This is a genomic window from Balneola vulgaris DSM 17893 (assembly GCF_000375465.1).
GTDB classification, from domain to species: domain Bacteria; phylum Bacteroidota; class Rhodothermia; order Balneolales; family Balneolaceae; genus Balneola; species Balneola vulgaris.
Genome location: NZ_AQXH01000001.1, coordinates 1,542,930 through 1,558,512, shown reverse-complemented (window position 1 = coordinate 1,558,512; position 15,583 = coordinate 1,542,930). Strand labels below are relative to the sequence as shown.

Here is a 15,583-nt window from a genome sequence, read left to right as displayed (position 1 = left end):
AATGATAGAGACAGGTTCTAAAATAGATACAGAATTTGAAGTAAAAATTGTTGAAGACGGCGAAGAGCGCGAAGTAAAGTTTACGGATCTCTTGGATAAAAAGTCTATTGTGTCGGTGTACATGAAGAATAACACCTCTGGGTGCGACCGACAAACACTAAGCTTAGCTGAAAACTCGCAATGGTTTACCGATAATGGGTTCAACATAATTGCAATTAGTAAAGACACCTGTGGTTCACATAAAAAGTATGCCGACAAACAGGGAATAAATTACACCTTAGTGTCTGATCCAGAATTTAAGTTTGCATCAGCAACTGATTCCATCGTTGAGAAAAAGATGTACGGTAAAGTATTTACAGGGCCTTCTCGATCGGCTTTTGTTATTGATACGGATGGTACTATCTTGGCAACCATAAAAAAAATTGATACAAAAGCTCACGCTGAAGAGTTGAAAGCTCTGGTTGAAAGCCTGTAAGAAACTGACAGAACATGAAAAGTCTCGTAATCGTAGAGTCCCCTACAAAAACTAAAACAATCAGTAAATATCTGCCCAAAGGGTACGATGTAGACTCTTCGATGGGCCATATCCGTGATTTGCCATCGTCAGCTAAACTGATTCCGGCGAAGTATAAGAAAGAGAGTTGGGCAACCTTGGGCATCAATCCAGATGACCGATATTTTGCTATTTATGTAACTCCGCCAGACAAAAAGAAAATTGTAAAGCGATTAAAAGATAAGCTTAAAGATGTAGATGAATTGATTCTCGCAACGGATGAGGATCGTGAAGGGGAAGCTATATCATGGCACTTATTAGAAGTGTTAAAGCCTAAAGTGCCCGTTAAGCGAATGGTATTCCGTGAGATTACCAAAGAAGCCATTCAGAATGCTCTTGAGAACACACGTGAAATTGACATGCGCTTAGTGCATGCCCAAGAAACACGACGAATCTTAGATCGTTTAGCTGGTTATACCGTTTCTCCTTTATTATGGAAGAAGATATCTCCAGGCCTCTCGGCAGGTAGGGTACAATCAGTAGCGGTGGAGCTATTGGTTGAGCGCGAACGTGAGCGGATGAAATTCCGTAGTGGAACTTACTACGATTTATCAGCGGCTTTACAAAAAGCAGGCGAGAATGATGAATTTAATGCAGACCTAACGCATCTTGATGGCAAGCGGTTAGCAAGTGGTAAAGATTTTGATGAGAGTACCGGAAAGCTAAAGAAACCAGATTCGGTAGTACTTCTTGATGAAGCCAAAGCCAAAGATTTGGTAGACCAGCTTAAGAAAGCAGACTGGGCGGTTACAGATGTAGATGTTAAAATTCAAAAGCGTAACCCAGCGCCTCCATTTATTACGTCAACTCTTCAGCAGGAAGCCAACCGTAAGTTTAATTTCTCAGCTCGTGATACCATGAGTGTAGCTCAGAAGCTATACGAAAAAGGTTTTATCACTTATATGAGAACGGATTCAACGCGCCTTTCATCACAAGCTATTGATGCCGCAAGAGATGGTATTGTAGACCAATACGGAGAAGAATATTTATTTGAGCGTGTACGAAATTATACCAAGAAGGGTAAAACAGCACAGGAAGCTCACGAAGCTATTCGTCCTTCAGGATCTAAATTCATACTACCAGAAAAATCTGGATTAAAAGATCGTGAGTTTAAGCTATACGACTTAATCTGGAAGAGAACTATTGCCACTCAGATGGCAGAGGCAGAGCTGGAATTCACAAATGTGACCATCAATGCATCAAACGATGGTACTTCAGCCGACTTTAGAGCAGGTGGAAAGAAAATTTTATTCCCTGGTTTCTTCCGTGCTTATGTTGAAGGCAGTGATGATCCTGATGCGGCGCTTGAAAACCAAGAGAAATTCTTGCCGGCAATGAAAAAAGGGGATGCTACCGATCTTCAAGATCTGAAGTTCAATGCACACCAAACTAAGCCTCCTGCTCGATTTACTGAAGCAACCTTGGTTAAGGAATTAGAGAAGAGAGGAATTGGTCGCCCAAGTACTTATGCAACGGTAATAAGTACAATTCAAGATCGTGGATACGCTAAAAACGAAGGCAAAATGTTGATTCCATCGTTCACGGCCTTTGCGGTTACTTCATTACTCGAAGAACACTTTCCTGATTTAGTGGATAGTGAGTTTACTTCTTCCTTAGAAGATAAATTGGATGAGGTGGCGCAAGGCAAGCAAGACCCTGTGAAGTACTTAGACGATTACTATAAAGGTGAGAATGGCTTACGTGCAAAAGTAGATCGCCAAGAAGATAAGATTGATGCGCAAAAAGCGAAATTGCTAGACTTACCGCTAGAAGGACTTGAAGGCATTCAAGTTGCCGTTGGTAGATTTGGACCTTATGCGAAAATGATGAAAGATGGAGAAGAGGTTTCTACTTCACTTCCACAAGATATGGATCCAAGCGATATCTCAGCCGAGAAGCTTGAACAGCTTATCAAAATTTCTGAAGAACAGGATAAACCTATTGGAGTTCATCCAGAAGAAGGGTTGCCTGTATTTTTACTGTCGGGTAGATTTGGCCCATATGTTCAGTTAGGTGAGGTTACCGAAGAAAACAAGAAGCCGAAACGAGTTTCTCTTCTGAAGGGGATGACACCTGAAGATGTAGATCTTGATCTAGCTATCAAATTGCTGGAGTTGCCAAGACACTTAGGAGAGCATCCTGAAGATGGTAAGGTAGTGAAGGCGGGTGTAGGTCGTTATGGCCCATATGTGGTTCACGATGGTAAATTTAAATCATTACCGAAGGATGACAATGTATTAACCATTGAACTAGACCGTGCAGTTGAGTTGCTTAAAATGAAAGCAGCACCTCGAAAGAGCGCTGAACTTAAAGACCTTGGCAAGCACCCTGAAACGGAACAACCTATTAAGGTTATGAATGGTCGATATGGTCCATACATCAAGCATGGAAAGAAGAATATCGGTTTACCTAAAGGCACAGAGCCTGAGAAATTCACACTAGAAGAAGCCGTGGAGTTGATAGCTTCCAAAAGCTAGGTTCTGAATTCAACATTTTAAAAAGGATGGTTTATGAAATTAGATCATCCTTTTTTTATTGAGCTATTACAAAAACAATGCGGTTGTGAATTTTAAAATTGGTCAAGCTTATTTAATTTCAGCATATTAGATTGTTTCCAATAACAAGCAGGCAGTTAACCCGCAATGCAAAAGCGAAGTAACCTCTACTTTAAATATCCGCCGAATATTCATGAGCTAGATCTTGCTACCATGGTGAATATGTTTCGGTCTAGGGGAGAGCCTCAGAAAGCAGCTCCCGGCGAGTATCTTGCCTGTGCAGTAACGCAACATCTACTGAAAGAAGGGAAGTGGTGGTTTGGCGTTCATTACTCTCAAAAAACATGGGACAATTTACTTACCAAAGGAAGTGAGGGCTATCCGTTAACAGAGGCAGAGCTGAATGTACTAGGTCGCATTTATATAAGTACAGAGGATGCTCCTCATCGTGAAGTAATTGAAAAAAGTGCAGGTGTTACCGAAAAATTAGCCTATTTGATCGTGAATGACTTACGGGCTTTTGGCTTTATTGCTGAAGATGACACTGGTTTTCTTCGCATCACACCTCGCGGAGAGAAGGCATTAAATGGAATCGCTCGTCGGATTTATGAAAAACGATTTATGCCTGAAATGCTGAATAACTACGAAGTGGTAGAAGACCCTACCATCGAACGAGCTCAGAAAAAAGACTTAGACCAAAAAAGCCTTTTTTAATTCTCTTTGTAGAATCCGTTTATAGATACAGAAAAAGCGGATTTTAAAAGCCTTCCATATTCATTACAGCGATGGTGGTTAGGGTAAACAAGCTTAAAAAGAGTAGAAAATAAGCGAACACTCCCATCATGATTACCAGGAACAGGCTTTGAATACGTCCTTTTTTCAAAGTTCTTCTAAACACGATGTATTCGTGATAGGTCCAAAACACTAGGTAGATGGAACCAAATAGAAAATATAGAACCCACAGGGTATCACTATTAGTGAGATCCATATAGGTGTCCATTTTAAAGGCAACTATTTCAAACATTTTTAACTGCCCAAGACCGGTAAACAATTGGGTAGGCCCAAAAATGTACACTTGTATATAAAAGGTATCGCGAATAGAAGTATAAGAGATGGGTTGCCCCAACATCTTTTCCAGAAAAATTGAAAAGGTAAGCGGTCCTGTAATAAGGAACATCGCGATGCCTGCCATCACGGTTTCTGCTCGTAAGTTTTCGAAATTCTCAGCTTCCATTAATTCAAATTCAGAAAGCAGACCTTTAAAGAAGTCGAAGCCAAGGTAATAGGTGGGAACCACGGATATTAATACCCAGAATAATATAGGAGAGAGGTATTCTTGGAATCGGTGCTCGTGTTCTTTTTTTAGTTCTTCTTCTACATATGGTTGCATCCATTTTGGATGCCGAATGATCTTTATAATAGTTTTAGGAAGTAGAAGTAACCAAATGGCGAATTGGTAAACCAACTCTTCTATAGAGTGCACTAACCGGTAAAAATTCATAAACCCTCACTTATATATAAAAAAATAACCCCACCACAAGATGAGGTTATTTAAGAAATGTTGCTATAAAATTATAGACTTAAGCGAAGTTAAATAGGGCTTACATATTCTTAACGGCTTCCGCTACACGCCCAGGTACTTTTGGATCAAAAGGACTAGGAATGATTTTTTCTTCCGATAGATCTTCAACACTATCGGCAATAGCACGAGCTACCTCAATAAACATTGCTGAAGTAAGGTTGCTAGTACGTGCATCTAATGCTCCGCGGAATAAGCCTGGGAATGCTAGTACGTTATTAATCTGATTAGCAAAATCAGAACGACCAGTAGCCACAATGCGAGCACCTGCTGCTTTAGCTTCGTCAGGCATAATTTCTGGGATAGGATTTGCCATCGCGAAAATGATAGGATCCTTTGCCATCGTTTTTACCATTTCTTGAGTAAGTACGCCTGGTGCTGAAACTCCAATAAATACATCAGAGTCTTTAACAGCGTCTTCTAATTTACCCGTGATGCCAGATTTATTAGTAAGCTCAGCCATTTCCTTCTTAGTGTCATTCAGGTCTGTTCTTCCTTTATGAATAACACCACGGCTATCGCACATAATTACATCTTTAACACCCGCTTCAAATAGTAGCTGAACTATAGCTACGCCTGCTGCACCGGCGCCATTTATTACTACAAAGAGGTCTTTAAGTTCACGGCCTGTAAGTTTACAAGCATTGAACATGCCAGCTAAAGTTACAATGGCAGTACCATGCTGGTCGTCGTGAAATACAGGAATATCTAATTCCTCTTTAAGACGTCGTTCAATTTCAAAACAACGAGGTGCAGAAATATCTTCTAAGTTGATACCGCCAAAAGTTGGTGCAATCGCTTTTACGGCAGTGATAATTTCTTCAGTATTCTGAGTGCTTAGTACAATAGGTACTGCGTCTACATTGGCGAATTTTTTAAATAGTACTGCTTTTCCTTCCATCACCGGAAGTGAAGCTTCTGGGCCTATATTCCCTAAGCCTAATACAGCAGATCCATCACTTACAACAGCTACAAGGTTGCCCTTAGCGGTGTAGTCGTATGCTTTTTCAGTGTCAGCGGCGATTTCGCGGCAAGGTTCAGCAACTCCAGGTGTATAAGCGATACTTAAGTCATCTTTAGTATCTAGTGGGAGTTTCGATTCAATGGAGATTTTGCCTTTGGCCTTCTTATGGGCTTCTATGGAGAGGGAGTTATAATCTTTTTGTGACATATCAATTTTTCGTCTTCTGTATATAAAAAAGGCACCAAACTAAAGCTTGGTGCCTACAACCATAAAATACGGTTTATTTCTTAATCATTCCTTCTACATCGAAAGTATTATTAGACGGTTCAATATCAGCTAAACGACGTGTTGGGTCGATAGTGATGGTCTTGATATTACTAGCTGAAGTCGGGATTTCAACGGTATAAGTTGGGTTTGTCCACGGCCAGTCTTCTAATACTGTACGCTTCGTATCATTTTCAGCTGGCTTTTCACCGCGCATGATACGTAATGGCATATAGAAAATTTCCTTGCTTCCGTCCATGTACTCAACTTCTAAATCTATAGGCATTGGCATTAACCCGATGCGTTCTAGCTCAACTTTAGTTGAAGAACCTGCACCTAATACTGAACGAATACCATAGTCGATAGTCTTAGTGGTACTCACGAAGTATTCGTTATACCAATCTAGGATCATGCCTGATTCTTGCTCCATGATGCGAAGTAAATCGTTTGGAGTAGGATGCTTAAATTTCCATTCGTTGAAATAACGTAAGAATGCACGTCGGAAGGTTTCGTCGCCCATGATATAACTTAACTGACCTAAGTATACAGCGCCCTTAGAGTAAGAAGCAGAGCCGTACGCACGGTTAGTGTTGTAATGGTCGGCATGAGTCGTCATCGGCTCTTCTAACCCCGATTTGGCTAAACTGATGTACCCACCGTAAGAACCAGCATGTACATTACCACCTTCACGGTTAAAGGTATAAGCCATGGTTTCAGAACTAGCGAAGCTTGTAAAACCTTCATCCATCCATGGGTAAAGTGCTTCGTTAGTTGCAAGCACGCCTTGGTACCAGCTATGGAAAAACTCATGAACGGTTACGCCTACTAAACTACCTAGCGAACGGCCACCCGTAATTAATGTACCCATAGGGTATTCCATGCCACCGTCACCACCTTGAACAACAGAGAATTGAGGATATGGGTAACGTCCAAACTTCTCCATTGCATAAGTAAATGCTTTCACCGTTAGCTCTGGTAAACGCTCCCAGTTCTCTTTGAACTGTGCATTTCGTTGTGGGTCGGCACCGGTAACTACATCTTTTTGGTAGAAGAAGTGTAGTTTTGGACCATTTGGTACTTGAGCTGTAGTGTGAACAAAGTCAGGATCTGCTCCCCAGAAAAAATCGATTACATTTTCCGCTACAAAGTGATAAGTAATTTTATCTCCTTTTGGGCGGTTTACTTTAGAACCAGGCTTTTCGTAGCCATGACCAACTTCATTTGGGTTCTGAAGAATTCCAGTAGCACCAATTACATAGTCTTTATCGATAGAGATTTTCACATCGAAATCGCCCCATATACCATGAAACTCACGGCCAATATATGGATTCGGGTGCCAGCCCATGTAGTCATATTCAGCCATTTTAGGATACCATTGACTCATTGAAAGTTCGATACCCTCAGCGTTATTCCAACCAGAACGGCGAATTTGTAATGGCACTTGCGCATCCCATTCCATCTCGAAGGTTGATTTCTTGCCAGGCTTAATAGCTTTGTTTAATTCTACAACTAAGATGGTTCCTTCGGTAGTAAACTTAACAGGTTTACCATCTTGTTTTAAAGTGCGGATTCGCTGATATCCAATTTCATCTTCACTTAATTTGCTAATTCTATCTCCAACACGACGATCTGGGTCGGCGATATTTCTAGAACGAACGTCCATCATGCTTCCTGGCTGGAATGCATTGAAGTATAGGTGATAGTACACCTTATTTAATTCGTCGGGAGAGTTATTAGTGTAAACTAGTTTTTGCTTTCCACTGTATTGATGGTTTTTGGCATCTACATCAATTTCCATGGTATAGTCAGCACTTTGCTGCCAGTAGCCTGTAGACTGCTGCGCAACACCGCTGATGCTCATAGAGAGAAACAATAGTAGTGTTAATAGATATTTCATTCGTAATTGTTTTACCGTCTTTAAGCCGTTAATGGCCGACGATGTTAATAGTTTATTAAGTAGTATTGCCCAAAAGGCGAATCCCTTTATTGAAGGTGAAAGCCATCACACATAGCAAGGAATCTTAAATGTAACGCATCTAAGATTTACAGTTGTATATGCTTGTGCAAAACTACGTTAAAGACGTGTTGAGAAGCTTTCAGCCCAACCAAAGTAATGAAAAGCGGGCTAAAGATTAAATGTGTTGTAAGGCAGATTTAAAAAGCGTTGCGACTTGCAAAAGCTCGGCTCAAAGTAGCTTCATCAATAAACTCCAATTCGGTGCCCATCGGGATACCATAAGCAATACGAGTTACCTTCACATCATAAGGTAACAGTAGTTTGTTGATGTAATATGAAGTGGCTTCACCTTCCGCATCAGGATTTAAGGCAAGGATTACTTCTTCGATGCCTTCATTTCCGCCCACGCGTTGTAATAGTTCTTTGATGCGTAGGTTGTCTGGGCCGATATTATCCATTGGGGAAATCACGCCACCAAGCACGTGATATCGTCCTCTAAACTCGTTGGTTTTTTCGATGATGTATACATCATTAAACTCTTCCACTACACAAATTGTAGAGGATTCGCGTTTTTGGTTACTGCAAATGGAACAAGGGTCTGTATCGCTTACAGTGCCACATACACCGCAACGTATTACTTTATTCTTGAGGTCAACGATAGCGTTAGCAAGTTTAAGGGCGTATTCATCGTTTTGCTTCAAAAGATGAATGGCGATGCGTTGGGCTGACTTTCTACCGGTTCCGGGAAGTTTAGCAAGCTGTTCAATGGCTCGCTCTAAATATTCAGAGGTTATCTGCAAGGTATTGAGGAATTAAAACCTGCTGAATGTTCAACAGGTTTTTCAGTTATAATTTTACAGTCCAAACTTTGAAAGATCCATGCCAGGGATGCCACCACCAGGAATCATGCCTTTGTACGCTTCTTGCATCTTTGCTTGCGAAGCTTCATCAGCTTTTTCTAAGGCTTTATTTACTCCAGCCACCACTAAGTCCTCAAGCATTTCCACATCGTTTGGGTCTACCACATCTTTGTCGAATTTGATAGATAACACTTGGCGCAAACCATTGGCTTTAACTTTTACCATGCCGCCGCCAGCTTCAGCTTCCACTTCTACTTCACTAAGCTGAGCCTGTGTTTGCTGCATTTTAGATTGCATTTCCTGAATCTTACCGAACATGTCGGCCATGTTAAAGTCACTCATGATAGTCCTTTTTAATATTCTAATTCTGCTCCGAACCGTTCAACTAATTCCTTCAAAATAGGATCCTTTTGCTGAATTTCTTTAAATCGTTCGTAAGGATTTCGGGCAGATTGTTCTTGTTGCTGTTTAGCTGAAACTGTAACGTTAAAACGAAACAGTGTTCCTGTGCATTCCTGCAATTTCCTTGCCAAGTCCTGAGCCTGTTCATCAAGCATCTTTTTTGACAGAGCGTTGTCACATTCTAGAGTTAATTCTGAACCTTTTAAGGAAATAGGCTGTGTTCGTTCAACTTGAAGCTGTAGTACAATTGGGAAGTCTGCCTTTATGGCTTCTAAGAAGGAAGGCCAGGCCGCTTTTACTTCATCAATATTATTGATTCGCGCTTTAGGGGCTTCCTCATTACTGCTTTGATATCCTTCAACAGGCGTGGAAGTAGTAACCGCTTTAGCTTCCGCTGGTTCAACTTTTTTGAGTTTAGTATGGCGAGTTTGAAGTACAGGAGTTCCCATATCAAATTCGTCATCTTCTTCCTCTTCTTCAGCCAACATTACATCGGTCGGTGTTTCAACTTTTGATTCAGCTTGAGGGGTTGGAGGTACATCAACAGGTTGGGAAGTGCCATTTGTGCTTCCATTATACTCCGCATTTGATGTAGACTGAACAGCAGGTGATTCTACATTTTTTGGTTCCGAATCAGGCTTAGTGGCAGTTATTTGCTGATTACTAGAGTTTTTTTTTACCTCTTCTAGGGCAGCTAGAAGTTCGTTAAGATTCTCACTCCGCTCCATATGAATCAATTTGAGAAGAGTGATCTCAAACTGAATACGAGGTTGATGAGCATCTTTAATTTTAATCTGTGCTTCGCTTACAATGTGAAGCATTCTCATTAAGTCATCGCGCGAAAAGTCAGGAGCCGTTTCACGATATTTCTGCTTAGTGTCTTCAGATGCTTCTACTAAATAGAGTTGCTCGTTGTGATGAGCGATGTATAAATTTCTTAAATGCTCAGTGAGGCCAATTAAAAACTCTTGTATATCATACCCCTCTTGAAGAAGAGTGTTGATGAGCTCCAATCCTTGATCAGCATCATGAGCTTTAACGCATTGCATGAACTGAAATAAACGATCCGTACCTACAACATTTAGGGCCTGTAGTAACTCTTGATGTGTAATGGTGTCGCCACAAAAAGCTATGGCTTGATCCATTAAACCCAGTGCATCACGGAGGGCACCATCGGCCTTCTTTGCGATTACATGCAGCGATTCTTCATCGATAGCTATGCCTTCATCAACGGATATTTTTCGTAATCGATGTACGATTTCATCTACGCCAATACGCTTAAAGTCAAAGCGCTGTACTCTCGATAAAATGGTAGGTAGAACCTTATGGGGTTCAGTAGTCGCGAAAATAAAAATGGCATGCTCTGGTGGCTCTTCAAGTGTTTTCAAGAGCGCATTGAAGGCCGCTTTAGAGAGCATGTGCACCTCATCCACTATAAAAACTTTATAGCGTCCATTTTGAGGAGGAATGCGAACACTTTCACGGAGGTGATGTACGTCATCCACTTTGTTGTTAGAAGCCGCATCCATCTCAACGATGTTGAGTGTCTGATTTAATGATTCCCCATCAACACTGTTGTCAATGTGGTTTATAGTTCGAGCTAGAACTCGAGCCATAGTAGTTTTACCAACCCCTCGAGGGCCACAGAACATGTAGGCGTGCGATAAACGATTTTGCTTAATCGCATTCATCAAGGTATTGCTCACATGATCTTGTGATACAATATCCTCAAAGTTTTGAGGCCTATATTTTCGAGTAAGTGCGCGGTAGTTTTCTGACATTCTTTAAACAGCTTTAGCTAACTCAAGGAATGTACAAAATGCTGAACTCCAATAGTAATGACTAGCAGAGGTTTTTGCGATTTAAAAGGAAATTGACCAAATACAAAAAGGGCATCGATATAAATCGAAGCCCTTTTCAAAATTTGATGGAAAAGCTCTGCGGTTTATCGCAGGTGTTTTTCAAAGAATTCGTAAATACGACGGTATTCATCATACCAAGCATCTGGATCACGGAAACTGTGACGCTCGGTTGGGTACATCATCATATCAAAGTTCTCGTTTCCTGACTGAACTAACTTCTCGATGTACTGCACGGCATCTTGGAAGCCTACGTTATTATCGATAAGACCATGAAGAATGATCACAGGTTTGTCGAGGTCCTCTGCAAAAGTAAGGGGTGAACTGCGAGCATAATTAGCTGAATCTGCTTCTGGAGTTCCCAGTCTCGGTAGAGTGTACCATGGGTTAGTGTAGTAGTAATTTTCCCAATTGGTAACTGCACGCAGTGCTGCCGCAGCATCAAACGATTCGGGAGCTTGGCTTACCGCGTAAAGGGCCATGAAGCCACCATAACTTCCGCCATAAATACCAACTCTTGAGGTGTCAGCTGCAGGGTGTCTTTCAGCTAGAAGTGCCAGACCATCTTGGATATCTTCAGTTTCATATTTACCCATCCAATTGGTGACATCTTCACGGAATTTTCGCCCATAACCGGTACTGTGACGGTAATCTACTTCAATTACATAGTAGCCCTTCTTAGTGAGTAATTGGTGAAACATATACTCTCTCCAATAGCTGAAGCTCCATCCTTTAAATACATTTTGCAGCGAGCCAGCACCATGAACAAATACAACCACTGGGTTCCCATTAGCACGATCAATTTGATCGGGCTTTAGGATTGATGCAGAAATTTCAGTTTCCCCATCTCGGCCGGTAAAGCGGATGTATTCTTCTTTTTGCCATCCCATATCTGCAAAGCCTTCAGGCACCGTATCGGTGATGCGAGTTTCTTTCCCAGCTTTCTTTAGGTCAACAACGTAGAGGTCAGCTGGTTCATTAAAATAGGTTCTTGAATAGGCAACATAACGCTTGTCAGAACTTAGCCTAAAGTCTCTGCGATGTGCTTCAGCTTTAGTAATCTGCTTTTTATTGTTACTCTTAAGGTCTAAGGTGTAGATATGTGTTTCGCCGTAATCTACTTCATTGGTTGCGATTACCATTTGGTTGTCATCAATCCAGCGAACAAATGGAATATCATAAGCTCCGGTAGTGTGCTGCTTGAAGTTTGAACCATCCGCATGGATGGTATAAATGTGGTTCCACCCATCTTTTTCATTTTGAAGCATAATTTTGTCTTCGGTTGGGGCAAAACTTGAATTTGTGCCATATAACCAACCCTGAGTGGAGTCTTCAAATACAACGTAAGAGCTATCTTGCTCTAAGTCATAAATGGTAATGGTGCGCTTTTTCATAGCTGGATCCATAGCGTCGGTCATCGCATATTTTCCAGAATGACTTACATCAGAACGTACATATCCTTTTGCTTCAAATAGCTCTTTTACTTTTCCTGAGGCTATATCAACTACAGAAACGCTATTTGTTGAAACTCCACGTCTTGAAGCTCCCGTTTTCACATATTTGCCGGCGTACTCTGGGAAGTAATATTCTTTTGAATCTGAGTTATCACTTTGGCGAACAACAATTTTATCGTCGCCACCCCAGCCTACAATACTATAACTAGGCTCCTCATCTTTTTTTGCAGTTACCTGCTTAATCATCGATTCCGTAACGCCAGTAATCCAAACATCGCCATTCACTGCATAGGCAATTTTAGTTCCTTCAGTATTCCAGGTGGCGCTATAATCGAAACCTTTGGAAGCAATGAGGGTGCGTTCATTTTCGAAATTTTTATCCGCAATAACGATATCACCACGCTTTTGATAAATTAGCTGATCACCATTTGGGGATAAAGTGAACGAGCGAACAAAGTCACTAGATGCTTCCTCTACATCTTTGCCATTCAGTTTTACTTTATAGGTTTTGCTTCGTTTTTCATCAACCTTTCTCCAGCTATAGAAGGCATACTTTCCGTCTACTGAAAAGCGTATAAAGCTAGGTCTATTGCCAGGGATGTAAGGTTCATGCATCAGCCTTTTTAGGCTTAAAGTGTCGAGGGGAGTTTGAGCTTGTGCGTCATTGCTACTTACAAATAGTAGAGGCAGTAGAAACAACAGAGATAAGTATTTCATAAATCCAATGTAGTTAGTGAGTGCGAAAGCCTAAGAATAGGAAGAATGAGCATTAAATAATGCAAAATGATATTAGGCATAAAAAACTCCAATAAGCCGAAGCCTATTGGAGCTGAATATCTAAATGTGATATCGAAAAAACTATTTCATCAGTTTTTCAATGTCGTCCACTTCTTTCGGTACGTCGGTAAAGTTTTCGTAACCCGTATCGGTGATAGCAATATCATCTTCAATACGAACACCGCCGAAATTGAGTAGGGAGCGAACTTTCTCGGTATTCAAGAAGGACTTTTTGGCCTCATCTTGCATAGCTGGTTCAAGTACAGCGGGCACAAAGTAGATGCCTGGCTCAACGGTTATAACCATGCCCGGTTGTAATTCACGACGTGCACGTAAGAATTTAATACCTGGACGGTCAATGCGGTCAACTCCTTTAGGGTAGCCACCTACATCATGGGTGTCGAGCCCAAGGAAATGACCTAAGCCATGAGGGAAGAAGAGTGCGAAGATATCTTCGTTCATCATATCGTCTACGCTACCGCGAACGATATCGAGCTCTTTTAGCCCTTCCATCATTGTGCGTGCAGCAAGTAGGTGTAAGTCTTCCATTTTTACACCAGGTTTCACAGCATCTAATACTGCATTCATCCCAGATAGTACAGAGTTATAAATACCTTTTTGAATGTCGGTATATGTACCATTTGCTGGAAAAGTACGCGTGAAATCGGAGGCATATCCATTGCATTCAAAACCTGCATCTAAAAGGAATAAATCACCATCTTCAATTTTACTCTTACTTTCTACATAATGAAGGATAGATGCGTTTTTACCGGCTGCAAAAATTCCGTTATATGCATCCATCAACAATCCATTCTCAAGCTGAACTTTGTTGAAAATCGCTTTGATTTCATATTCGTACATGCCGGGCTTAATGGCTTGCATCGCTGCTCTGTATGCTAAGTTGTTCACTCGGCTTGCTTCACGAAGCTGGTCGAGTTCCCAGTCGGTTTTAAGTACACGGCAGTAGGTAAGGGCATCGGTTAGTGAATCAGAATCTACTTTGAAATCACGACTGAGATCTTCAACAAACTGTGCCTGTTCCTCATTTAAACAATAAACCGTTTCAGGATTTAACTCATTAAGTACGGTTAGAATCTCGTTATGAAAATGAAGGTGGTCAGGTTTGTACTCTTCTAAATATTGCTCTCTCGTTTTTACATAGCCATGCCAAACCGCATATTGAGCATCTCGTTCAGGTACAAATAAGTGATATTCTTCCGTGTTTAAATCTAATATAAGAGCACATTCTGGCTCGTTTACACCTGTTAAATACCAGAAATTAGACTCTTGGCGAAATGGAAATTCGTAGTCCGTATCATAGCGGTACATGATGTCTTTGCCTTGAATAAAGACTGCGCCATTTTGGTCGTCATCGAATAAAGAGAATAGTTTTTCGCGGTGCTTACTGTGCATTATCTTGAATTTAGTCCATATTTATAGATTGGAGGATAGGGAAAAAACCACCTAATATCGATACATCAGCTATAGAGCTTCAGCATATCCTGTATAGAGGAAATGAATGATTGAAGAGAGAGATTTTGAAGATCATGAATGTAATTTTGGCCATCAATTTCAGTGGTGCCTTTTTCATTCAGCATATAAACCACGGTATTCTCTCCACTCATAAACTGAGTTCGATTCAAAGTTAAGAATGCCTTGTTCACTCCTGCCGAATTCACAACAATATGGATAAGCGTTTCTTGTTGAGGAGTGGAGCTAAACGCAATGGCTAATTTGAGATCTTCAGCTGTTGGGATTATTCCATAATAGGTGTCAGCATAAAAGCCATCTTCGAGGCCCAGTGAAAGAAATCGTACATCTGTGTTGGCGCTTGCATACAACTCATTTAGAAAAGCTTGGGTTTGGTTATTGGCAAGCTCCATGTCTTTGTTGCCTAGGAAGCCACGAGATTTCCAGTACTCAAGATCTCTTTCAATCGTAGCATTAGTTGAAGAATAGGTTTCAGGAAGTTCAGAGATGTGATCCATAGTGGTATCATTGTCTTTGAACCAAATATCCTCGATACCATTGGTGATCATTAGATAGGGTGCGCCTAAAGCTTGGTTGTAGCGCCCGATTTGTTGGGCTACTTTTTCATTAATGGGAATGGAGGTGGCTTTGCATTCTACCAATAGGTCAACATCGAATGACTTGTTGTAGCAGATTATATCCGTTCGGGAAGAGCCTTTGTCGCCAGGTAGTTTTAGGGGAGATTCGAATGAGATTCGAGATGAGGAAAACTTGGCTTCGTGAATTAGATACTCAACAAATGAGAGTCGTACTCTTTCCTCAGGGCGGTTTACAAAAGATTGTTTAAGAATGGGATTCCATAACATTTTGGTCCCATTCTTAAATACAATCTGTGGATAATGATGAAGTGCTTTACTTTTCAAAAAACTCAAGTGTTAACTAAATCTTC

12 protein-coding genes are annotated in these 15,583 nt (G+C 41.0%); 3 read left to right on the top strand and 9 right to left on the bottom strand.

Going from position 1 to position 15,583, the window contains the following annotated elements; translation table 11 throughout:
* The first annotated feature begins 1 nt into the window (after window position 1).
* The 3 genes from B155_RS0106680 to B155_RS0106670 all read left to right on the top strand — a co-directional run bounded on the left by B155_RS0106680 (window position 2) and on the right by B155_RS0106670 (window position 3,762).
* On the top strand, window positions 2-475 hold the full coding sequence (locus B155_RS0106680) for a peroxiredoxin (RefSeq protein WP_018127480.1): 474 nt from the start codon (window positions 2-4) through the stop codon (window positions 473-475).
* 14 nt (window positions 476-489) lie between these two features.
* The gene (gene topA / locus B155_RS0106675; RefSeq protein WP_018127479.1) at window positions 490-3,030 is read left to right on the top strand and encodes a type I DNA topoisomerase; all 2,541 of its coding nucleotides are present in this window, start codon (window positions 490-492) and stop codon (window positions 3,028-3,030) included.
* Window positions 3,031-3,195: 165 nt separating this feature from the next.
* On the top strand, window positions 3,196-3,762 hold the full coding sequence (locus tag B155_RS0106670) for a hypothetical protein (protein ID WP_018127478.1): 567 nt from the start codon (window positions 3,196-3,198) through the stop codon (window positions 3,760-3,762).
* 43 nt (window positions 3,763-3,805) lie between these two features.
* Here B155_RS0106670 and B155_RS0106665 read toward each other — a convergent pair whose 3' ends face one another.
* The 9 genes from B155_RS0106665 to B155_RS13575 all read right to left on the bottom strand — a co-directional run bounded on the left by B155_RS0106665 (window position 3,806) and on the right by B155_RS13575 (window position 15,566).
* Window positions 3,806-4,549 (bottom strand): hypothetical protein, encoded by a 744-nt coding sequence (locus B155_RS0106665; protein ID WP_018127477.1) that lies wholly within the window; start codon window positions 4,547-4,549, stop codon window positions 3,806-3,808.
* A gap of 100 nt (window positions 4,550-4,649) precedes the next feature.
* Window positions 4,650-5,798 (bottom strand): NAD(P)-dependent malic enzyme, encoded by a 1,149-nt coding sequence (locus B155_RS0106660; protein ID WP_018127476.1) that lies wholly within the window; start codon window positions 5,796-5,798, stop codon window positions 4,650-4,652.
* Window positions 5,799-5,871: 73 nt separating this feature from the next.
* On the bottom strand, window positions 5,872-7,752 hold the full coding sequence (locus B155_RS0106655) for a M1 family metallopeptidase (RefSeq protein WP_040368069.1): 1,881 nt from the start codon (window positions 7,750-7,752) through the stop codon (window positions 5,872-5,874).
* A gap of 257 nt (window positions 7,753-8,009) precedes the next feature.
* Complete coding sequence (recR, locus tag B155_RS0106650; protein ID WP_018127474.1) at window positions 8,010-8,612, bottom strand: recombination mediator RecR; 603 nt, start codon at window positions 8,610-8,612, stop codon at window positions 8,010-8,012.
* Window positions 8,613-8,666: 54 nt separating this feature from the next.
* A complete protein-coding gene (locus B155_RS0106645) occupies window positions 8,667-9,014 on the bottom strand; it encodes a YbaB/EbfC family nucleoid-associated protein (protein WP_018127473.1) in 348 nt (115 codons plus the stop codon).
* 11 nt (window positions 9,015-9,025) lie between these two features.
* On the bottom strand, window positions 9,026-10,855 hold the full coding sequence (gene dnaX, locus B155_RS0106640; RefSeq protein ID WP_018127472.1) for a DNA polymerase III subunit gamma/tau: 1,830 nt from the start codon (window positions 10,853-10,855) through the stop codon (window positions 9,026-9,028).
* A 164-nt stretch (window positions 10,856-11,019) separates the two neighbouring features.
* Entirely contained in the window at window positions 11,020-13,104 is a 2,085-nt protein-coding gene (locus tag B155_RS0106635; RefSeq protein WP_040368068.1) for a S9 family peptidase, read from the bottom strand.
* A 141-nt stretch (window positions 13,105-13,245) separates the two neighbouring features.
* Window positions 13,246-14,577: an aminopeptidase P family protein gene (locus B155_RS0106630; RefSeq protein WP_018127470.1), complete on the bottom strand. Its 1,332-nt coding sequence runs from the start codon at window positions 14,575-14,577 to the stop codon at window positions 13,246-13,248.
* A gap of 65 nt (window positions 14,578-14,642) precedes the next feature.
* Complete coding sequence (locus B155_RS13575) at window positions 14,643-15,566, bottom strand: type I restriction enzyme HsdR N-terminal domain-containing protein (protein WP_157464748.1); 924 nt, start codon at window positions 15,564-15,566, stop codon at window positions 14,643-14,645.
* Window positions 15,567-15,583: the final 17 nt, after the last annotated feature.